Here is a 20,628-nt window from a genome sequence, read left to right on the forward strand (position 1 = left end):
GCCCCGTCCGTGCCAGGGAACCCGGCGGAGGATCCGGCGTGGTAGCTCGCCTGCAGAACACCATCCGCGACTACGCCTGGGGGTCGCGGACAGCGATCCCCGAGCTGATCGGGGTGGAGCCGGACGGGAAACCGCAGGCCGAGCTCTGGATGGGCGCGCACGAGTCGGCGTCCTCCTTGGTGGGTGGCGAGTCGCTGTACCAGTTGGTGTCGGGCGATCCTTCGGGAGTACTGGGTTCGGAGACGGCCACGCGGTTCGACGCGCGGTTCCCGTTTCTGGCGAAGCTGCTCGCGGCCGAGCAGCCGCTGTCGATCCAGGCGCATCCGTCGCGATCGCAGGCGGTTGACGGGTACGAGCGGGACGAGGTGGCGGCGATTCCGCGCGACGCCGGCGACCGGAACTACAAGGACTCCTGGCCGAAGCCGGAGATCCTGATCGCGCTCGATTCGTTCGACGCGCTGGTCGGGTTCCGGCCCCTGGACCAGACGGTGGCGTTGCTGGACGCCCTTGGTACTGAGGAGTTGCAGGAGCTCAACGACCTGCTCCGCAACGGGAAGCTTCAGGACGCGTTCACGCACTTCATGAGCGAGGACCGGGATTCGATCCGGCCGCTGGTCGCCGCGCTGGGCGAGGCCTGCCGACGGTACGAAGGTACGGCGTGGGCGATGGAGGTCGAGACGCTCGACAAGCTGTGTGTGGACTTCCCCGACGACCCGGGAGTGCTGGCCGCGCTGCTGCTGAACCGGGTCCGGTTGGAGCGGTTCGAGGCGGTGTACCTCCCGGCGGGCAACGTGCACGCGTATCTGCACGGCATCGGGTTCGAGGTGATGGCCAACTCGGACAACGTCTTGCGTGGCGGGCTCACGCGGAAGTATGTCGACGTGCCGGAGCTCGTTTCGGTGGTCGGCTTCGAGCCGCTGGAGTCGCCGGTGCTGCGCGGTGTCGAGGTCGCGCCGGGGGTCGTCGAGTACGAGACCGGGTGCGAGTACTTCGCAGTACGGCGGGCGGAGCCTTCGGTCGGACCGTTCAACGTGGCGGCGGAGGGTCCGCGGATCGTCGCCTGCGTTGAGGGAACCGTGGTGGTAGGTGCTCAGGGCACCGAAGCCACTGTGACGTTGTCCGCCGGACAGTCCGCGTTCCTTCGTGGACCCGAAGGACCCTGTAATCTGCGGGGTCCCGGCACGGCTTTCGTCGTGTCCGCAGGCTGAACCCCCTTATTTCACCGGAGGATCACGGAAATGGCAGGTGGCGGTAACAAGGCCGTCGTCGCGGCGCTGCTGGCGAACACCGGTATCGCGGTCACGAAGTTCGCCGCCTGGGGGCTGACCCAGTCCGCCTCGATGCTGGCCGAGGCGATCCACTCGCTCGCCGACGCGGGCAACCAGGTCCTGCTGCTGGTCGGCGCGAAGCGGGCCAAGCGCGAGGCCGACGAACTGCACCAGTTCGGCTTCGGGCGCGAGCGGTACGTGTACTCCTTCATCGTCGCGATCGTGCTGTTCAGCGTCGGTGGGTTGTTCGCGCTGTACGAGGGCTACCACAAGGTGCACGAGCCGCACGCGATCGAGCACTGGAAGTGGGTCCCGATCGCCGTCCTGCTGGCCGCGATCGTGATGGAGTCGCTGTCGTTGCGTACTGCGATCATCGAGGCGAACAAGCTGCGCGGATCGGTCTCGTGGACCCGCTTCGTCCGCAACTCAAGGGCTCCGGAGCTGCCGGTCATCCTGCTGGAGGACTTCGCCGCGCTGACCGGTCTGGTACTGGCGCTGATCGGCGTCGTCCTGACTCTTGCCACCGGCAACGGAATCTTCGACGGCCTCGGCTCGATGGCGATCGGCGCCCTGCTCGTCGGCGTCGCCATCTTCCTCGCCATCGAGATGAAGTCCCTGCTGCTGGGCGAATCGGCCACCCGCGAGGTCCAGTCCCATATCGTCACCGCGATCGAGTCGGTCCCCGGCGTACAGCGTCTGATCCACATCAAGACCCTGCACCTGGGCCCGGAAGAGATCCTGGTCGCCGCGAAACTCGCGGTAGCTCCCACCACAGACGCGGCCGTCGTCGCCGAAACCATCGACGCCGCCGAACGAGCCATCCGGGCAGTAGAACCGATGGCCCAGCAGATCTACCTGGAACCAGACATCTACACCGACACCTACACCCCCGACGAACGCCCGGCAGTCCCCGAGGCGCCGTCCCACTAAAAGCCGCCCGCTTCGCGTCCTTTCGCTGCCGCCACCGCCGCTGGCTCCGACGGTACTGCCGCGGGCAAGTTCTCCAGCAGGATCGCCGGGAGAGCGCTCCGTCGGCGCAGTGACGATGAGGAAGCCTGAGCGCGCGCCGATCGTCAGCCACGTGGGCTCTCGGGTGCGATCGCCGGCCGTCGAGCTGGCAGGCTCGGGCGCTTTCACTCCAACGCTGGCTTGACTGCGCGGGCCCGGAAATCATCGGGAAACACCCGGGAAAACCTGCACAGTAAGGCATTCCGGTCACTGGTGTCGCGGCGGTACTGTCGCCCGATGACGGACACGACGGCACCACGTAGCCCGATCGATGTGCTCTCCGAAGCCTTCTTGGAGGCGCATGCTGAGCTGTCGCCCGCCGCGGCGACGATCATGGGGATGCAGGGGTTCGACGACAAGCTGCCGGATCGGTCGCCGGCCGGCTTCGAGGCGATGATCGACCTGCACCGGACCACGATCGCCGAGGCGAGGACGATCGAGGTCTCCTCGTTCCGGGAGGAGACGGCCAAGGACGCGCTGCTGGAGCGGATCGAGCTCGGGCTGGAGCGTTACGAGGCCGGCGTACCGCAGTACGAACTGAACGGGATCTCCTGTGTCCCGGTCGAGATCCGCCAGGTCTTCGACCTGATGCCGACCACGACCGACGAGGACTGGGAGAAGATCGGCCTCCGCCTGAACCAGGTCGGTACGACGCTCGACGGCTACCGCGAGACCCTGTTGCAGCAGACCGCCGCCGGTCGCGTCTCGGCTGCCCGGCAGGTGAAGGTACTGGCCGAGCGGATCGCCAGCTGGACCGGCGCCGAGGGCAGCGACTACTTCGTCGGCCTGACCGCGAACGCGCCTGATTCGGCCGTCAAGGCGGGTGTCGAGGCGGCCGCGATCGAGGCCAGCAAGGCATTCGGGCAGTTCGGCCAGTGGCTGACCACCGACCTGCTGCCGCACGCGCCGAGTCGGGACGCGGTCGGCCGTGAGGTGTACCAACTCGCTTCCCGCGATCACATCGGCGCGGCACTCGATCTGGAGGAGGCGTACTCCTGGGGCTGGCAGGAGCTCGCCCGGATCGAGAAGGAGATGCAGACCATCGCCGCCGAGCTGAACAACGGCGACCGCAGCATCCCGGCGCTGGCCGCCGTACTGGACGAGGATCCGTCCCGCAGGATCCACGGCAAGGAGGCGTTCCGCGACTGGATGCAGGAACTCGCCGACGGCGCCGTACAGGAACTGGGCGGCAAGCACTTCGAGATCCCGGAGGCAATCAGGCGGATCGAGTGCATGATCGCGCCGACCTCGGAGGGCGTCATCTACTACACACCGCCGAGCGAGGATCTGACCACCCGGCCTGGCCAGATGTGGTGGGCAGTGCCGGCCGGGATCGAGGACTTCGCCACCTGGCGCGAGGTCACCACCGTCTACCACGAAGGCGTTCCCGGTCATCACCTCCAGGTCGCCCAGACGATGCTCCGCTCCGACCTGCTGAACCGCTGGCAGCGCGTCGGTTGCTGGGTCTCCGGTCACGGCGAGGGTTGGGGCCTGTACGCCGAACGGCTGATGGAGGAGCTGGGCTACCTCGACGAACCGGGCGCCCGGTTCGGCATGCTCGATGCGCAAGGCTTCCGCTCGGCCCGGGTGATCGTGGACATCGGCATGCACCTGGAGCTGGAGATTCCGCACGACAACCCGTTCGGCTTCCACCCGGGGGAGACGTGGAACGCGGACCTCGGATTCGAGTTCCTCCGGGCCCACTCGCGGATGGAGACCGACTTCCTGAAGGCCGAGCTGAACCGGTACCTCGGCTGGCCGGGGCAGGCGCCGTCGTACAAGATCGGCGAGCGGATCTGGCTGCAGGCACGCGCCGAGGCGAAACAACGAAAGGGCGCCGACTTCGATCTGCGCGCGTTCCACCGTGACGCGCTCAACCTCGGTTCACTCGGACTGGACCCGCTCCGCCGAGCCCTCGCCCGCCTCTGACAGATCGCCGGTGCGGCCGAGGTGTCAAGGTTCACCAGGTACAACCAGCTGCAGAGCCCGGAGTTCGTCGGACTGCTCAACTACCGCTTCCTGTTCTCCGCCGATCCCCAGATCGGCGCCGCGGCGCTGAACACCCTGTGGTTCGTTGTGGTCCTGGTCCCGGTGCGGATCGTGACTGCGCTCCTCGTCGCCGGTCTGCTCAGCCGGGCGCGAACGGGAGCGGGAATCTGGCGCACCCTGTTCTACCTGCCGGCTCTGGTGCCGTCGGTCGCCGGCGTTGTTGCCTTCGTGTTCCTCTTCAACCCCGGTACCGGCCCGGTGAATCAGCTTCTCCGGCTGGTCGGGATCAAGGGACCGCTCTGGTTCAACGATCCGGACTGGGCCAAACCTTCCCTGGTGATCCTCGGGGTCTGGGTCATGGGCGACATCATGATCATCTTCCTGGCCGCGCTTCTCGACGTACCGAAGGAGTTGTACGAGGCCGCGAGTCTTGACGGCGCCAGCGGACCGCGCAAGATCCGTCACGTCACCCTGCCGACGATCTCGCCGGTGCTCGGCTTCGCGGCGGTCACGGGGGTGATCGCCGCACTTCAGTACTTCACCGAGGCAGCCGTGGCCTCCGGGGTCGCCAGCGGCAAGGCAACTGTCGGTGGGGGCACCGCGGGCAGCCTCGGATACCCAGGGACGTCGCTTCTCACCTACACCGAGGTTCTGTACGTCCGCGGATTCGCCAGCTTCCAGTTCGGCTACGCCTCCGCGATGGCTGTGGTGCTCTTCTTGATCACTTCCGTCCTGCTCGTACTCACCGTGAGGCGTGTCAGCGTCTTCCGCGCCAAGGGAGCCGCTTCGTGACCGCCATCGCCAGCACGGGCGAACTCCGCGCCTCCGTGCGAGCCAGGCGCCGGACGCACAGACCCCTGCTCTGGATTGCCGAGCACGCCGCGCTCGTCACGGTCGCGGTGCTGATGATCGCGCCAGTCGTCTTCGTCGTCCTGACCTCGCTCATGTCGAGCAATCAGGCCCTGACAGCCTCGGTCGTTCCAAGCCCGGTGGACTGGAGCAACTACGCGAGGGTGTTCACAGAGCTGCCGTTGGCCAGGTGGTTCGGCAACTCTGCCATGTATGCCGTTCTCGCCACGGTGTTCATGCTGCTGTCCAGCGTGCCGGCGGCGTATGCGCTCGCCCAGATCGAGTTCAGGGCCTCGGGTCTCATCTTCACCACGATCGTCGTCGCGATGCTGCTACCGCCGCAGGTGACCGCGGTTCCGCAGTACGTGATGTGGAGCCATCTGGGCCTGACCGGATCCTTGTGGCCGTTGATCCTCCCCAACCTGCTCGGCGACGCCTTCAGCGTGTTCCTCCTCCGACAGTTCTTCTTCGCCCAAAAAGCCTTCGTCGAACGCATCACACTGACCGGCGTCAAGGGTTGAGTGCTCAGTGGTTGTGGGCCTGCTTGAGCTGATCGGCGGTGAGGATGTGGGCGCCTGCTGTGGGGCTGACCAGAGTTTCGGTCTCTGATTCGTCCCAACGGACCAGGTACGGCGGTGAGCCGTCGGGGCCGTGGACCTCGACGATCTGGCCGAGCCGTTTGTGGTCGCTGAGGTGGGTGCCTTCGATCATCAGCCAGTCACCTGGTGCTGCCTTCATGGTCGCGCTCCTTCCGGGTCGCTGCCGCTGATGGGTCCACCTCTCAGCAGACACCAGGTCGGGTCTCATCGGAAGAGTCGAAGTTCCCGTCTTGCATCGGGCAGCGCTCTGCGGTACTGATAAACTATACATCGCTGTCTAGTTTAGGGGATCTGATGAGTCACCAAGTGCAGGTAGGGGGCGGCCACGAGGTGGCTGGGGAAGTGGATCGGCGCCGGTGGTTGACGTTGGTGCTGCTGGCGTTCGCGCAGTTCATGTTGGTTGTCGACATCACGGTTGTGCAGGTGGCGCTGCCGACTATCGGTGACGATCTCGGGCTCGAGCGTGCCGCGCTGACGTGGGTGGTGACGACGTACACGCTGGTCTTCGGCGGTCTGATGATCTTCGGTGGCCGGCTGGCCGATGTCCTCGGTGCACGGCGGACCTTGCTGACCGGTCTGATGATCTTCACCCTGGCTTCGCTGGCATCCGGTCTCGCAGGTAGTGCGACGGTTTTGATTGCCGGGCGGGCCGGTCAGGGGATCGGGGCTGCGCTGATGTCGCCGTCGGCGTTGTCGATCTTGACCAGGACGTTCCAGGGCAGGGATCGCAACCGGGCGCTCGGGATCTGGGCGGCGATCGGTGGTGCCGGAGCGGCGATCGGCGTGCTGGTGAGTGGCCTTCTCACCGCGGGTCCCGGCTGGCAGTGGGTCTTCTATGTCAACGTTCCGATCGGCGCCGTTGTGCTCGTGCTGATCCCGCGCCTCGTGAACCGAGACGAGTCACGAGAGCGTCAGAGCCTCGACGTACCGGGCGCTCTGCTGGTCACCGCTTCCACAGCGGCACTGATTTGCGGTCTCGTGCACGCGGGTGATGCGGGCTGGGGTTCGACGGGCACGTGGGCGGCCATCGGGGGAGCGGTTCTCGGGTACGGCGTGTTCGCGCTCGCCGAGTCGAAAGTCGCCGTACCGCTGATGCGACCACAGACACTGGCTCGTCGACCGGTCGTGTCCGGGACGTTCCTGATGCTGATCGCGACCGGGTTGCTGCTCGGTCTGTTCTTCAACACTTCGCTGTACTTCCAGCACCTGTTGGGATTCAGCGCTCTGAAGACCGGTCTGCTGTTCCTGCCTGTCGCGCTCGCGATCACGCTCGGCGCACAGTTGGCGGTGCATTTCATCAGCCGTGTGGGCGGTCGGGTCATCGCCGTTGCGAGCTTCGCCCTGGTCGCGGTGGGCGCCGGCCTGCTGACGCAGATCTCGCCCGGTGACAGCGTGGCGACGTCCGTTCTTCCGGGCTTCCTGCTGGCCGCCTTGGGGGTCGGGCCGGTCATCGTCACCGCAACGACGACGACGCTGGCAAACGTGCCGGCGGCGGAGTCAGGTGTCGCGTCCGGTGTCATCAACACCTTCCACGAACTGGGCGGCAGCATCGGTGTCGCGGTCGCGTCGACCGTCGCCGCGGCCAGCCTGGCCGGTTCTGCGCCAGGCATCGGCGGCTTCACCGACGCCTACCTGGTCAGCGCCATCGTCGCGGGCGTTGCCGCCGTGGTCGCGCTGGTGCTGGTTCCTGCGGGCAAGCCGGCAGCGGTGGCCGGCCACGGTCATGCCCACTGATGCTGCCACGGCACACCGGTTCGTACGCTTCAGGCATGGTCACTGACAAAACTCGCCGTCGTGCGGATGCTGAGCGCAACGCGGAGACCATCCTGAGCGTGACCCGGGGCCTGCTCGTCGCCGGCACAGTGCCGGCGATGAGCGAGGTCGCGGCTGCGGGCCGGGGTGACGCGGGCGACCTTGTACTCCCACTTCGCGACGCGTGAGTTGCTGCTCGAGGCCGTCGTACGGCGAGCTGTCGTGGAAACCGATCAGCTGCTGTCCGCACTGGACCTCGACTCGCTCGACGATGACGATGCCTTGGAGCGCCTCGTCCAGACGTCCTGGCCGATGCTCGATCGCCATCGGAAGGTGCGGTTGGCCGCTCTGGAGCACCTCGGCACCACGCCTCTGCGCGAGTATCACGACGCGGCGTTCCGTCATGTCGAGGAGTTGATCGCTCGCGGCCAGGAGAACGGCACCTTCCGCACGGATCTGTCCCGCGAGTGGCTGGTGGCCACCCTGTACGCCGTACTCCACGCGGCCGCCGATGAGGTCGACGCCGGACGTCTCACGTCCGAGGCCGCACCCGCCACCTTGACCAAAACCCTCCGCTCCGTGCTGCACCCCCGCTGACTCGACGGAACATTTGCACCCGGATCTTTCAAGAAGTACGGCTCTTCTTGGCCGTGAAGGTGAGGTGGGTGACGCCGCTTGGGGTCGAGACTGCCTCGATGTCGTAGGTGTCCTCGAGTGACTCCAGGCCGTCCCACAGGCGGACTCCGCGGTCGAGCAGGATGGGCACCAGTGCGACGTGCATGTGCTCGACGAGTCCTTCGGCAAGGAAGTCGCGTACGACGGTGGGGCCGCCGCCGATCAGTACGTCGGCACCGTTGGCCGCCTTGCGGGCCTGCTCGAGCGCTTCGCCCGGGGTGGCGTCGAGGAAGTGGTACGTCGTGCCGCCCCGCTGGTCTATGCCTCCGAGAACGACGCCGCCTGGCCGGTCGCCTACGGCTTGGCGACTTTCCGGGGACAACACGGATCGGACTGGTCGATGACGATGGCGATGACCGTCGTCATCATGATCCCGGTCGTAGCCGTCTTCTTCTTCGCCCAAAAAGCCTTCGTCGAAGGCATCACCCTCACCGGCGTCAAGGGCTGACAGAGAGCTCGCCGACGGACGAGATACGTGGGGGATTGTCAGCGGGGGCGGTTGTGGGGTGGGGGGAGGACGCCGGAGCGGCCTAGCCATTGGAGGGCTCTTTCGCGGTCAATTTCGGCGGGGCTGGGTGGGGCGGAGAGGCGGCCGGTGCGGTAGCCGAGGTTGCGGATGTCGGCGGCTACCGACGGCTCGGCCAGTGCGCGGAGGGCGAAGGCGAGGGCGGCCGGCGTCACGTCGTACCGGTGTTCCAGCTCGAGCGCGAGCCTGACCGCGGCGAGGTCGCGGTCGTCGTACTGGCGTTGGGAGCTGCGGCTCGATCGCAACCGGGGGAGCAGCCCGAGCGCCTCCCGATAGCGCAACATCCGGGGCGTGGTCCCCAGCCCTCTGGCTGCCTCAGTGATCCGCATGACACCAATCTTGACATTTCACTGTCAGGAAAGCCTCTTCCGGCGGTATGCCGCCTGCGCGACCCCCTAGGCTCAACCCGTTGACCTCAACCGACACCCTCAAGGGAGCGGCACCGCATGACGTTCGACTACAAGGTGGCAGACCTCGGACTCGCCGAGTTCGGTCGCAAGGAGATCCGGCTCGCCGAGCACGAGATGCCGGGTCTGATGGCGATGCGTGCGCAGTACGGCGAGAGCAAGCCGCTGTCCGGCGCGAAGATCATGGGCTCACTGCACATGACCATCCAGACCGCCGTGCTGATCGAGACGCTGACGGCGCTCGGCGCCGAGGTGCGCTGGGTCTCGTGCAACATCTTCTCCACCCAGGACCACGCGGCCGCAGCGGTCGTCGTCGGCCCGAACGGTACTGCTGACGCCCCCGCCGGTGTGCCCGTCTTCGCCTGGAAGGGCGAGACGCTCGAGGAGTACTGGTGGTGCACCGAGCAGGCGCTGAAGTGGCCGGGCGCCGAAGGCCCGAACATGATCCTGGACGACGGCGGCGACGCCACCATGCTCGTCCACAAGGGCACCGAGTTCGAGAAGGCCGGCGCTGTGCCGGACCCGTCGACGGCTGACTCCGAGGAGTACGCCGTCGTGCTGACCACGCTGACCCGGACGCTGCAGGAGGACCCGCAGCTCTGGACCGGCATCGGCGCCGGCATCAAGGGCGTCACCGAGGAGACCACCACCGGCGTGCACCGGCTGTACGAGATGCACAAGGCCGGCGCGCTGCTGTTCCCGGCGATCAACGTCAACGACTCGGTCACCAAGTCGAAGTTCGACAACAAGTACGGCTGCCGGCACTCGCTGATCGACGGCATCAACCGCGCCACCGACGTCCTGATCGGCGGCAAGGTCGCGGTCGTGGCCGGTTACGGCGACGTCGGCAAGGGCTGTGCGGAGTCGCTGCGCGGCCAGGGCGCCCGGGTGATCGTCACCGAGATCGACCCGATCTGCGCGCTGCAGGCGGCGATGGACGGCTTCCAGGTCACCACGCTGGACGACGTGGTCGGTATCGCCGACATCTTCATCACCACCACCGGCAACAAGGACGTCATCACCGCGGACCACATGTCGCGGATGAAGCACCAGGCCATCGTCGGCAACATCGGCCACTTCGACAACGAGATCGACATGGCCGGTCTGTACAAGACGGCCGGCACCGAGCGCGTCACGATCAAGCCACAGGTCGACGAGTTCCGCTTCGCCGACGGTCACACCGTGATCATCCTGTCCGAGGGCCGGCTGCTGAACCTGGGCAACGCCACCGGTCACCCGTCGTTCGTGATGTCGAACTCGTTCACGAACCAGGTGCTCGCGCAGATCGAGCTCTTCGTGCGCACGACCGAGTACCCGACCGACGTCTACGTGCTGCCCAAGCACCTCGACGAGATGGTCGCCCGGCTGCACCTCGACGCGCTCGGCGTGAAGCTGACCGAGCTGTCCAAGGAGCAGGCCGAGTACCTCGGCATCCCCGTCGAGGGTCCGTACAAGTCGGACGCCTACCGCTACTGAGGTTCCTCCGTACTACGTAACGCAAGGAAGGCGCCCCGCGAGCTTCGCGGGGCGCCTTCGCGCTGTCTGTGGCCAAGTCGGGGAAGCGTTGTAGCGACCGGCGAGGCCGGCCATTCCCCGGCGGGAATTGAGGGTGTGGTGGTGCGGCAGCAGGATCAGGGGTGTCGAGAAGGCACACCAGCAAGGAGAAATCGATGAGCGAGAGCACTACCCATGAATTGGCCGCCCGGTACATCGCTGTCTGGGGCGAGGCCGATGCCGAGCAGCGTCGCGCGATGATCCAGGGGCTCTGGGCCGACAACGGCACGCATGTTGTGCACCCGCCGCAGGAGCTCCGGGACGCGGCCGAGGCGCTGGGGTTCCCGTCGACCACCCTGGTGGCGGTCGGGTACGACGAGCTCGAAACCCGGGTCGCCCGCAGCTACGACGAATTTGTTGCTGAAGGCAAATATATTTTCCGGTCGCGGGACAACGCGGTTCGGCTGAACGATCTGGTCAAGTTCAACTGGGAGATGGTCTCCACCGCAGACGGCGAGGTCGTCGGAGGAGGCCTGGAGATCCTCATGCTCACCCCGGACGACCAGATCCGCACCGACTACCAGTTCCCCGGCCTCTGAACCCCGTGTCGGGGCACTAGGTGGCCAGGAGGGCGGCGGTCGCCGGGTCGGCGGGGAGGAATGCTTCCAGCTTCAGTTCGGCGACCGTGATGTCGAGAGCGGTGGCGAAGGTGGCGATGGTGGTGGTGAGGTGGAGGTCGCCGCGAGAGGAGCGTAGGTGCAGCGGGGCGGCGAAACCGACGTGGTCAGGGCCCGGCTCGACGTGCGGGACGTAGGCGGCCAGTTCGTCGCGGAAGTCGCCTGGTGGGAGGCGGTCCAGTATGTGCTGGGCCCATTGGGAGAGGTTGACGATGCGTGGGGCAACGCCGTCGGGGTGCAGTGACAACCGCAGTACGTTGACTGGTGGCTCGAGCAGCTTCTCCGCGACGCCGTCGGTGAACAGGCTGAAGGCATCGTTCGCCATCACCAGCTGGTGTCCGGCGTCGACGACGATCGCGGGATACGGTAGGTGGCCGGTGAGGATGCGGTCCAGCGCCGACCGCACGTGCTCCAGGGCCGGATCGTCCAGTGCGGTCTGCGGGTACACCGGGGCGTAGCCGGCAGCGAGCAGCAGGTCGTTACGTTCGCGGAGTGGCAGCTCCAGCGATTCGCCGAGGCGGATGACCATGGTGCGTCCCGGTCGGGAACGGCCGGATTCGATGAAGCTGAGGTGCCGCTGGGTGGTGCCGGTGCGGAGCGCAAGGTCGAGCTGGCTGAAGTGACGCTCGTGCCGGGCGGACCGCAGAGCCTGGGGGAAGTCCATTTCTGCAGTCTCCCTGCCAGGTCAGACAGTTATGACCACTGGTCGGGTTCGCTGCCCGGCGCATGCCAGCCCTGCGCGTTCACCTTGGTGGGCTCACCTTGCGGGACTGCGCCCGCAGGCTGTTGGTGACTGGGCGTGCCATACGGTGTCGGCCCTGCGGGTGGCCCGGGATAAGGCGCAGGCGCACCGGCGTACGGGGTGGGGGTTGGTAGGGCGCCGTACGGGCTTGGTGGGGCGTAGGGAGCGGCGAAAGGGCCCGTATATGGCGCGAACTTCGGGCCTCGCGTCGCCAGCCGGGCCAGTTCACGGCGGCGGCGCTCTGCCAGTACTGCGGACAGGAACGCCGGTGCGGAGAGCTGCCCGGGTGGTGAGGGTGCAGTCATGCCGCTGACGCGGTAGGCGAGCGCATCTCCGAGCGCGATCCGTGCGCCCGGCTCCAGCTCGGTGTAGCGGGCCAAGTACTCGCGGGAGGTGTTCGCCAGCTCGTCTGACAGCCGCGACAGCTCCAGCGACTGCGCCCATTGCACCAGGTGACCCGGTACGAACAGCGGTGGCGACGCCATCGGCTGGTGGCGTTCGCGGATCACCACGGTGCCCGCCACGAGGTCGCCGATCCGCTTGCCCTGCTTGTTCATCAGGCTCGCCACGATGCCCGGGCTGGCCGCGAACCACGGCGCGAAGTCGACGAACAGCCACAGCAAGGTCCGAACCAGCGCATGCCGGAACCGGATCGAACTGCCGTCGTCACGGACCACCTTGAGGCCGAGCATCATCTTGCCGAGCGTGCGGCCGCGGGTGAGCGTCTCCATCACCACGCGGTAACCGACCAGTACCAGCAGCAGTACGAAGAAGATGAGTGCTCCCCTGAGCGCCTCGCTGGCACTCGTGAGCAGGAAGCCGAACAGCGTGGTGAACAGTACGGTCAGCACGATGCCCTGGATGATCACGTCGATCGCACAGGCGAGCGCCCGGGTCGGCATCCGCGCGATCCGCACCTGGAGGACGACTGCTTCCCCGGTGACCAGCTGAGACACTTCGCCCCCTCCAGAGCCTTGTGCTGGCCAGTGTAGGGGCGGCGCGTGCCTCGGACCCCGCAGTACGAGACACTCTCAAGTCAGCGGAGCGAACGGAGGGGCGATGGACGTCGAGGCGTTTGTGTCGGTTCACCAGCCTCAGTGGGACCGGTTGGCTCTGTTGACCCGCAGGCAGCGGCGCCTGACCGGCAGCGAGGCCGACGAGCTCGTGCTCCTCTACCAGCGCGTCGGCACTCACCTGTCGGCACTACGAGCAGGCGGAGCCGACCCTGTCACGGTCGGCCGCCTGTCAGGCCTCATAGCCGACGCCCGAGGCGCGGTGACCGGCGTACAGGCTCCTGTCTGGCGTGACATCTCCCGGTACTTCCTAGTGAGCTTCCCGGCCGCTCTGTACGCATCCCGACGCTGGTGGCTCACCATCGGCCTGCTGTTCTACATGGTCGCGGCGTGGATCGCGTGGCGGATCATCGCGCACCCGGAGCTGCTCGACTCCGTCGCTGCGCCCGCGCAGATCCAGCAACTGGTCGACAAGGACTTCGCGAGCTACTACTCCGAGAACCCGGCCCAGGACTTCGCCCTGCACGTCTGGATCAACAACGCCACCATCTCGGCCGCGGTCCTGGCGATCGGCATCCTGCTGGTTCCCACGATGTTCGTGCTCTGGAGCAACGCGGAAAACCTCGGCGTCGTGGCCGGCGTGATGATCAGCCACGACAAGGCAAACGTTTTCTTCGGCCTGATCACCCCCCACGGTCTGCTCGAGCTCACCGCCGTCTTCGTCGCCAGCGCGGCCGGGCTGCGACTCGGCTGGTCCTGGATCGCGCCCGGTCCACGCACCCGGATGCACGCGCTCGCCCAGACCGGCCGCGCCACGGTCGGAATGGCGATCGGCCTGGCCGTCATCCTGCTGATCACCGGCATGATCGAAGGCTTCGTGACCCCGTCCCCGCTGCCGACCGCAGTACGGGTCGGCATCGGCGTCCTCGCCGAGCTCGGCTTCTTCGTCTACGTCTGGACACTCGGGCGGCGGGCCTTCAAGGCCGGCGAGTACGGCGACGTCGAGGAAGTAGACCGCGAGGCGACGGCGCCAGTCTCCGCCTGATCCACGGGTTTGCTACTGGGTACGGGTAACACATGACGACCGCCCAGAAAGCACAACAAAGCCGCCTGTATGACGTGTCGATCACGGTCGGCCTGATTGCGTACGGCGTGGTGCATCTGCTGATCGCCTGGATCGCCCTGCAACTCGCGTGGGGCGGTACGTCGGAGCAGGCATCCCAGCAAGGAGCTCTGCAGGAGCTCGCGAGTAAGCCGTACGGCACGGTGCTGCTCTGGATCGTCGCCATCGGCCTGTTCGCGTTGGTGATCTGGATGGCGATGCAACTCATCTACGGAAACCTGAAGACCGAGAAGAAGGTATCGGCGGTAGGGCGCGGCATCGTCTACCTCGCGATCGGAATCAGCGCGGCGAAGGTCGCTGTGGGATCCGGCGGCGGTGGTAACCAGAAGGCCATGACCGCCCGCCTGATGCAGCACGGCGGCGGCCGCGTCCTGATCGTCGTCATCGGTCTGGTCATCATCGGTGTCGGTATCCGCCAGCTCTACAAGGCATGGACGAAGAAGTTCACCGAGGACCTCACCGGTGGGGTCTCCCGCTCGACCATCATGCTCGGCCGGATCGGGTACGCCGCCAAGGGTGTCGCGTTCGTCATCGCCGGCGCGCTCTTCGCCTGGGCCGCGATCAGCTACGACTCGAGTAAGGCCGGCGGCCTCGACACGGCCCTGCGCACCCTGAAGGACCAGCCGTTCGGCTCGTTCCTGCTCACCCTGGTGGCACTCGGCTTCGCATGCTTCGGCGTCTACTGCTTCGTCTGGTCCCGCAACGCCAAGCACTGACAGCTGACCCTGCCGTCCACCGGTTCCATCTCACCGCGTGCGGTGGGAAAACAACGGAAATGTGACAAAAGACCGTAAATCGTTGACGTGACACCGCTCGGTGGTGTGGTTTTCTCCCACAACCACCAGGGCGGAAGGTGCGTGGGGCGAATGCGGAAATGGATCGGTGCGACGGCCGCGATGGGGCTGGTGGCCCTCGGCGGGCTGCCGGCCTCGACGGCTTCGGCGGCCTCAGCCGCCTCGACAACTTCGACAGCCTCGACGGCTTCGGCCGCGGAGCCGGCCGGGCCGAAGGTGATCCGGGTCGGGGCGACCCAGGCGATGGACTCGATGAATCCGTTCCTTGCCGTGCGGCTGGTCTCGTCGTCGATCCATCGCTGGATGTATGGCTTCCTGACCGTGCCGGACGCGAAGACACTGAAACCGAGCCCCGACCTGGCCGAGTCCTGGACCACCTCGCCCGACGGACTCACCTGGACCTTCAAGCTCCGTACTGCGAAGTGGTCGGACGGGCAACCGGTCACGGCCGACGACGCTGCCTGGACCTTCACGAAGATGATGACCGACGACGGCGCGAAGACCGCGAACGGCCCGGCGGTGGAGAACTTCGCCGATGTCACCGCGGCCGGCCAGGATCTGACGATCAAGCTGAAGGCCCCGCAGGCCTCGATGCTGGACAACCCGGTCCCGATCATGCCCAAGCACGTCTGGGAGAAGATCGGCGACGTCTCGAAGTACGAAGCCGACGACTTCCCGGCCGTCACGAGTGGTCCCTACCTCGCGGTGGAGCAGAAGAAGGACCAGTACGTGAAGTTGAAGGCCAACCCGAACTACTGGCGCGGCGCCCCGAAGATCGACGAACTGCAAGTGATCTTCTACGACAACCCGGCGGCCGCGATCGTCGGGCTGAAGAAGGGCGACATCGACCTCATCGGCCGGCTCGCGCCGCCGGACTTCGAGGCGCTCAAGGGCGATCCGAACATCGTCCAATGGAACACCGAAGGCCGGCGGGCGTCGTACCTGCAGATCAACTACGGCGCGACGACCAGTGACAACAAGCCGATCGGCGACGGGCATCCCGCGTTGAAGGACCAGCGGGTCCGGCTGGCGCTGCATTACGCGATCGACAAGCAGAAGCTCGTCGACGAGGCGCAGAACGGGCTCGCGGTGCCGGCCGACGGGTCGATCATTCCGCCGATGTACAAGGACTTCTTCTGGTCGGCGAGCGGGGACCAGAAGGTCAGCCACGATGTCACCAAGGCCAACCAGATTCTCGACGACGCCGGCTACAAGAAAGGTGCCGACGGCATCAGAACGATGCCGGACGGATCGCACAAACTGCGGTTCCGGTTCAGCATTCACACCGATACGCCGAGCGAGGACAAGCTCGCCGAGTACCTGACCGGCTGGTTCAAGGAGATCGGGATCGCGCTCACCACGAAGCGGCTCGAGTCCAGCAAGTTCACCGAGGAGACCGGTACGACGGCGCTGTTCGACATCGCCATCAGCGGCTGGTCGGTGAACCCAGATCCGGAGGAGGTGCTGGCGACGCACCTCTGCAGCCGGCGCCCGACCGCGTCGGGCCAGGGTGGCGGTACCGAGTCGTTCTACTGCGACCCGCAGTACGAGGCGCTCTATCAGCAGCAGCAGAAGGAGCTGGACCGGCCGAAGCGGGGCCGGGCTCATCAAGCAGATGGAGCAGCGCCTCTACACCGACGCGCCGGTGATCGCCCTCTACTACCCGAACGACCTGGAGGGCTACCGCAAGGACCGGATCGCCAACATCACGCCCATCCCTGAGGACAAGGGCATGCTGTACGGCGGCAGTGGCTACTGGCCGTTCTACACGCTGGAAGCGGTGACGACTTCCGGTCAGGACGACGGCGGCTCCAACGCAGGGGTGATCGCGGGAGTGGCGGCGGCTGTCGTCGTACTGCTCGGCGGTGGCTTCTTCCTCGCTCGCCGTCGCAAGGGTGTCGCGGACGAACGCGAATGACGGTCACTCAACCGGCCGCTCTCGAGGAGGATTCCGTTCGGCACGGCTTACTGCGGTACGCCGTGGCCAAGGTGGGCGGGGCTCTACTGAGTGTCGCGATGGTGATCGTCGCGACCTTCTTCGCCTTCCGCCTGCTGCCCGGCGATCCCGTCCGGGCGCTCGCGCAAGGCCGCAACATGACGCCGGAGCAGCTCGACCTGGAGCGGCACCGGCTCGGTCTGGACAAGTCCCTGCCCGAGCAGTTCGTCCACTTCGTCAACCAGACCGTGCATTTCGACCTCGGCGTCTCGTACGAGTACAAGCGGCCGGTGCTCGACCTGATCGGTGAGCGGATCGGCTCCACGCTGCTGCTCACCGGTACTGCGCTGGTGATTGCCGTCAGTCTCGGGATCTGGCAGGGCGCCCGGGCGGGATGGAAACCGGGCAGCAGGTTCGACAGGATCTCGACCGGGATCTCGCTGGTGCTCTGGTCGGTGCCGACGTTCTGGCTTGGCCTGCTGCTGTTGATGGTGTTCGCGGCCGGGATCGGGCCGATCCCGGGGATCTTCCCGACGCGGGGGATCGAGAGCGTGGATGCGCCCTCCGGATTCGGTTACGTGCTCGATGTCGCGAAGCACATGGTGTTGCCGTGCCTGACGATGGTGGCGGTCGTGTACGCGCAGTACCTGCTGGTGATGCGGTCGTCGGTGATCGACGAGGTCGGGCAGGACTACGTCACGACCGCGCGGGCGAAGGGGTTGCGTGACGACGAGATCCGCCGGCGGCACGCAGTACCGAATGCTCTGCTGCCGACGGTGACGCTGGTGTTCATGCGGATCGGATTCGTGGTCGGCGGCGCTGTCACGGTCGAAGCGATCTTCAGCTGGCCCGGGCTCGGGCAGTTGTTCTACGAGGCGATCCGGGTGCCGGACTTCACGCTGATGCAAGGCACCTTCCTGCTGATCACGGTGTCGGTGATCCTGATGAACACGCTGGCCGACGTGATCTACCACGTGCTCGACCCGAGAGTGAGGTCGGCATGAGCATCACCTGGACCCGCCGGCGCCTCGCTTTCGGGCGTTCCTGGGCATCGTTTAGGACTCATAAAGCCGGTGTGGCCGGGCTCGTCATTCTGTTGATCGCCGTGATGCTGGCGTTGATCGCGCCACTGTTCATCGACGCCGGGGTGACCAACGTGGTGAGCGGGACGGGGGAGAAGTTGGCGCCGCCGAGTCTGGCCGACCCGCTCGGCACGGACGAGTCGGGGCGCTCGATACTGCTGATGATCTGGTGGGGATCACGGACTTCGCTGCTGATCGGATTCACGGCGGCCCTGCTCAGCATGGTGATCGGCACTGTGCTGGGGATCGCTGCCGGTCACTTCCGCAGCTGGATCGGTGCCGTCGTGATGCGGGTGACCGACTGGTTCCTGGTGTTGCCTTCCCTGGTGACAGCCTTGGTTCTGGCCGCGATCCTCGGCGGCAGCACAGTCACCATCATCGCGGCCATCGGTGTGACTTCCTGGCCGTCGACCGCCCGGCTGATCCGGGCTCAGACGCTCGCGGTGGAGGCCCGGCCGTACATCGAACGGTCGACCGCGCTGGGTGCTGGCCACTGGCATCTCACCACGCGGCATGTGCTGCCGAACGTCGCACCGTTGCTGTTGGCAAGTACTACGTTGGAGGTGGCGAGCGCGATCGTCACCGAGTCGACGCTGGCGTTTCTCGGAGTCAGCGCGAACAAGACTTCCTGGGGGACGATGCTGCGCGGCTCCTACGACTGGGGCGCCGCGACTTCGGGCGCCTGGTGGTACATCCTCGTTCCCGGTCTGTGCATCGTGACCGTGGTGCTGGCATTCACCCTTTGCGGTCGGGCGCTGGAATCGGTGCTCAATCCGAGACTTCGCAGGGCGGCGTGATGAGTCTGCTCGAACTGGATGATCTCTCAGTCACTTATCGGATCGCCGCGGGTGAGGTTCCCGCAGTACGGGGTGTTTCTCTTGCTCTGGCACCTGGTGAGGCGCTTGGTGTGGTCGGCGAATCGGGCTCCGGCAAGTCGACGCTGGCGCTTGCTCTGCTGCGGTTGCTACCTCGTGACGCGCTGGTCAGTGGCCGGATTCTGCTCGGCGGCGAGGACGTGCTGACGATGAATTGGGGGCGGCTCCGGGCTGTCCGCTGGGCAGAAGCTTCGATCGTGTTCCAGGGGGCGCAGCATGCCCTCAATCCGGTGCAGCGGATCGGCGACCAGATCGCGGAACCTCTGCTGGTACATCGGCTGGCATCTCCGGCTCGGTCTCGCTCGAGGGTCGCGGAGTTGCTGGAGCAGGTCGGTCTGCCGGCGTGGCGTTCGCGGAGCTACCCGCATGAACTGTCGGGTGGTCAGCGCCAGCGGGTGATGATCGCGATGGCGCTCGCGTGCGAGCCGCGGTTGATCATCGCGGACGAGCCGACCACGGCGCTCGACCTGATGGTCCAGGCGCAGGTGCTGACCCTGATCCGCGAACTGGTCGCGTCGCAGGAGATCTCGCTGCTGATGATCTCGCACGACCTGTCCGTGCTGGCCGATCTTTGCGACCGGCTGGCGGTCATGTACGCCGGTCGGGTGGTTGAGACCGGTCCTTCCAAGGGGGAGTTCAGCCACCCGTACAGTCGCGCCCTCGCCGCCGCGTTCCCGACCGTCGGGGACCCCACCTCCCGGCTCGCGCCACAGGGTCTCCCAGGGGATCCGCCGGACCCGATGGAGCTGCCGACCGGATGCACCTTCCATCCACGCTGCCCGGTCGCGCTCGACACCTGCTCGGCGGTCTCGATCGACCTCCGGCGAGTGGACGAACGGCGTACGGCGGCCTGTGTACTTGTAGGGGAGGATGCATGCTAGAGGCTACGGATCTGGCAGTCTCGTTCACCTCACGTGGACGCCAGGCGCGAGCTGTCGACGGCGTCAACCTCTCGATCGGATCGGGCGAGATCGTCGCCCTGGTTGGCGAATCGGGCTGCGGCAAGACCACACTCGCCCGCACCCTCCTCGGCCTCGAACGCCCGACCTCCGGCACGGTCTCGTACGACGGGTCGCCACTCAACTACCGCTCGCGTGCCTTGAAGGCCTACCGCCGGCAAGTCCAATTGGTCCTCCAGGACCCGATGGGCTCACTCAACCCCCGCCAGACCGTCTACGAAGCAGTTGCCGAAGGCCCCCGAATCCACGGCCTACCGGACGAGACCGCTCTGGTCGCCGAGGCCCTTTCCCGCGCCGGCCTCCGTCCACCCGAACGCTTCTTCCTCCGCTACCCCCACGAACTCTCCGGCGGCCAGCGCCAGCGCGTGGTCATCGCAGGAGCCCTGGCCCTGAACCCGAAAGTCCTGATCGCCGACGAGCCGGTCGCCTCCCTGGACGCCTCCGTCCGCGGCGAGATCCTCGCCCTCCTCCTCCGCCTCCGCGACGACCTCGGCCTGTCAGCCCTGGTAGTCACGCACGACCTGGGCCTCGCGTGGAACATCGCCGACCGAGTAGCCGTCATGTATCTCGGCCGAATAGTCGAATCAGGCTCCACCGAGGACGTCCTGCAAGCCCCTCAACACCCTTACACCCAAGCCCTCCTCTCGGTCCTCCCAGAATCCCCCAACCGCATCATCCTCACCGGCGAACCCCCAGACCCCACCCGAATCCCCACCGGCTGCCGCTTCCACCCCCGCTGCCACCTCCTAGCCACCGGCAAGGCAGACACCACCGAGCACCAATGCCGCTCCACCCAGCTCCCGATCCTGCCCACAACCCCAACCCACCAGGCCGCCTGCCACTTGCTGTAGCGCCGCAGT

At 66.6% G+C, this 20,628-nt stretch carries 23 protein-coding genes; 18 read left to right on the forward strand and 5 right to left on the reverse strand.

Annotated features, from left to right (window positions below):
- The first annotated feature begins 38 nt into the window (after nt 1-38).
- The 5 genes from manA (at nt 39) to F1D05_RS27615 (ending at nt 5,635) form a co-directional block, all read left to right on the forward strand.
- Nucleotides 39-1,208 carry a mannose-6-phosphate isomerase, class I gene (manA, locus tag F1D05_RS27595; protein WP_185443375.1) on the forward strand — a complete coding sequence of 390 codons (1,170 nt, stop codon included), beginning with the start codon at nt 39-41 and terminating at the stop codon, nt 1,206-1,208.
- 30 nt (nt 1,209-1,238) lie between these two features.
- The gene (locus tag F1D05_RS27600) at nt 1,239-2,198 is read left to right on the forward strand and encodes a cation diffusion facilitator family transporter (protein WP_185443376.1); all 960 of its coding nucleotides are present in this window, start codon (nt 1,239-1,241) and stop codon (nt 2,196-2,198) included.
- Nucleotides 2,199-2,513: 315 nt separating this feature from the next.
- Nucleotides 2,514-4,205 carry a DUF885 domain-containing protein gene (locus F1D05_RS27605; protein ID WP_185443377.1) on the forward strand — a complete coding sequence of 564 codons (1,692 nt, stop codon included), beginning with the start codon at nt 2,514-2,516 and terminating at the stop codon, nt 4,203-4,205.
- A gap of 21 nt (nt 4,206-4,226) precedes the next feature.
- The gene (locus F1D05_RS27610) at nt 4,227-5,057 is read left to right on the forward strand and encodes a carbohydrate ABC transporter permease (protein WP_206685849.1); all 831 of its coding nucleotides are present in this window, start codon (nt 4,227-4,229) and stop codon (nt 5,055-5,057) included.
- Nucleotides 5,054-5,635 (forward strand): carbohydrate ABC transporter permease, encoded by a 582-nt coding sequence (locus tag F1D05_RS27615; protein ID WP_206685850.1) that lies wholly within the window; start codon nt 5,054-5,056, stop codon nt 5,633-5,635. Before F1D05_RS27610 ends, F1D05_RS27615 begins: the two co-directional genes overlap by 4 nt.
- A 4-nt stretch (nt 5,636-5,639) precedes the next feature.
- Here F1D05_RS27615 and F1D05_RS27620 read toward each other — a convergent pair whose 3' ends face one another.
- Entirely contained in the window at nt 5,640-5,852 is a 213-nt protein-coding gene (locus F1D05_RS27620; protein ID WP_185443378.1) for a DUF1918 domain-containing protein, read from the reverse strand.
- 203 nt (nt 5,853-6,055) lie between these two features.
- Between F1D05_RS27620 and F1D05_RS27625 the strand changes: the two genes are divergently transcribed.
- The 3 genes from F1D05_RS27625 to F1D05_RS27635 are packed head-to-tail and all read left to right on the forward strand — an operon-like array spanning nt 6,056 to nt 8,062.
- Nucleotides 6,056-7,447, forward strand: a complete 1,392-nt coding sequence (locus F1D05_RS27625; protein WP_246486015.1) for an MFS transporter — start codon at nt 6,056-6,058, stop codon at nt 7,445-7,447.
- 35 nt (nt 7,448-7,482) lie between these two features.
- Entirely contained in the window at nt 7,483-7,653 is a 171-nt protein-coding gene (locus F1D05_RS27630; protein WP_185443380.1) for a hypothetical protein, read from the forward strand.
- Nucleotides 7,628-8,062 (forward strand): TetR/AcrR family transcriptional regulator, encoded by a 435-nt coding sequence (locus F1D05_RS27635; RefSeq protein ID WP_185443381.1) that lies wholly within the window; start codon nt 7,628-7,630, stop codon nt 8,060-8,062. The genes F1D05_RS27630 and F1D05_RS27635 overlap by 26 nt, the downstream gene beginning before the upstream one ends.
- 28 nt (nt 8,063-8,090) lie before the next feature.
- Here F1D05_RS27635 and F1D05_RS41000 read toward each other — a convergent pair whose 3' ends face one another.
- Together F1D05_RS41000 and F1D05_RS27645 are read right to left on the reverse strand one after the other, a co-directional pair.
- Nucleotides 8,091-8,465 carry a dihydrofolate reductase family protein gene (locus F1D05_RS41000; RefSeq protein ID WP_246486016.1) on the reverse strand — a complete coding sequence of 125 codons (375 nt, stop codon included), beginning with the start codon at nt 8,463-8,465 and terminating at the stop codon, nt 8,091-8,093.
- A 161-nt stretch (nt 8,466-8,626) separates the two neighbouring features.
- Nucleotides 8,627-8,995: a MerR family transcriptional regulator gene (locus tag F1D05_RS27645; RefSeq protein ID WP_185443383.1), complete on the reverse strand. Its 369-nt coding sequence runs from the start codon at nt 8,993-8,995 to the stop codon at nt 8,627-8,629.
- 117 nt (nt 8,996-9,112) lie between these two features.
- On the opposite strand from F1D05_RS27645, the gene ahcY reads away from it, so the two are divergent.
- On the forward strand, nt 9,113-10,549 hold the full coding sequence (gene ahcY, locus F1D05_RS27650) for an adenosylhomocysteinase (protein ID WP_185443384.1): 1,437 nt from the start codon (nt 9,113-9,115) through the stop codon (nt 10,547-10,549).
- Between the two features lie 194 nt (nt 10,550-10,743).
- Nucleotides 10,744-11,166, forward strand: coding sequence for a hypothetical protein (locus tag F1D05_RS27655; RefSeq protein ID WP_185443385.1), 423 nt, complete (start codon nt 10,744-10,746; stop codon nt 11,164-11,166).
- A 16-nt stretch (nt 11,167-11,182) separates the two neighbouring features.
- Here F1D05_RS27655 and F1D05_RS27660 read toward each other — a convergent pair whose 3' ends face one another.
- Complete coding sequence (locus F1D05_RS27660) at nt 11,183-11,908, reverse strand: helix-turn-helix domain-containing protein (RefSeq protein ID WP_185443386.1); 726 nt, start codon at nt 11,906-11,908, stop codon at nt 11,183-11,185.
- Between the two features lie 29 nt (nt 11,909-11,937).
- Nucleotides 11,938-12,942: an RDD family protein gene (locus tag F1D05_RS27665; protein WP_246486017.1), complete on the reverse strand. Its 1,005-nt coding sequence runs from the start codon at nt 12,940-12,942 to the stop codon at nt 11,938-11,940.
- A 103-nt stretch (nt 12,943-13,045) separates the two neighbouring features.
- On the opposite strand from F1D05_RS27665, the gene F1D05_RS27670 reads away from it, so the two are divergent.
- The 8 genes from F1D05_RS27670 to F1D05_RS27700 all read left to right on the forward strand — a co-directional run bounded on the left by F1D05_RS27670 (nt 13,046) and on the right by F1D05_RS27700 (nt 20,619).
- Entirely contained in the window at nt 13,046-14,044 is a 999-nt protein-coding gene (locus F1D05_RS27670; RefSeq protein WP_185443387.1) for a stage II sporulation protein M, read from the forward strand.
- Between the two features lie 32 nt (nt 14,045-14,076).
- Nucleotides 14,077-14,838, forward strand: a complete 762-nt coding sequence (locus F1D05_RS27675) for a DUF1206 domain-containing protein (protein ID WP_185443388.1) — start codon at nt 14,077-14,079, stop codon at nt 14,836-14,838.
- A gap of 150 nt (nt 14,839-14,988) precedes the next feature.
- On the forward strand, nt 14,989-16,638 hold the full coding sequence (locus tag F1D05_RS27680) for an ABC transporter substrate-binding protein (protein WP_281388764.1): 1,650 nt from the start codon (nt 14,989-14,991) through the stop codon (nt 16,636-16,638).
- Nucleotides 16,562-16,834 carry an LPXTG cell wall anchor domain-containing protein gene (locus tag F1D05_RS41010; protein WP_246486018.1) on the forward strand — a complete coding sequence of 91 codons (273 nt, stop codon included), beginning with the start codon at nt 16,562-16,564 and terminating at the stop codon, nt 16,832-16,834. Before F1D05_RS27680 ends, F1D05_RS41010 begins: the two co-directional genes overlap by 77 nt.
- Nucleotides 16,831-17,856, forward strand: coding sequence for an ABC transporter permease (locus tag F1D05_RS27685; RefSeq protein WP_185443389.1), 1,026 nt, complete (start codon nt 16,831-16,833; stop codon nt 17,854-17,856). Before F1D05_RS41010 ends, F1D05_RS27685 begins: the two co-directional genes overlap by 4 nt.
- Entirely contained in the window at nt 17,853-18,731 is an 879-nt protein-coding gene (locus F1D05_RS27690; RefSeq protein WP_185443390.1) for an ABC transporter permease, read from the forward strand. The genes F1D05_RS27685 and F1D05_RS27690 overlap by 4 nt, the downstream gene beginning before the upstream one ends.
- Nucleotides 18,731-19,690: an ABC transporter ATP-binding protein gene (locus F1D05_RS27695; RefSeq protein ID WP_185443391.1), complete on the forward strand. Its 960-nt coding sequence runs from the start codon at nt 18,731-18,733 to the stop codon at nt 19,688-19,690. Before F1D05_RS27690 ends, F1D05_RS27695 begins: the two co-directional genes overlap by 1 nt.
- Nucleotides 19,684-20,619, forward strand: a complete 936-nt coding sequence (locus F1D05_RS27700; RefSeq protein ID WP_185443392.1) for an ABC transporter ATP-binding protein — start codon at nt 19,684-19,686, stop codon at nt 20,617-20,619. The genes F1D05_RS27695 and F1D05_RS27700 overlap by 7 nt, the downstream gene beginning before the upstream one ends.
- The last annotated feature ends 9 nt before the right edge of the window (nt 20,620-20,628 follow it).

The organism is Kribbella qitaiheensis, from assembly GCF_014217565.1.
Taxonomy (GTDB): Bacteria; Actinomycetota; Actinomycetes; order Propionibacteriales; family Kribbellaceae; genus Kribbella; species Kribbella qitaiheensis_A.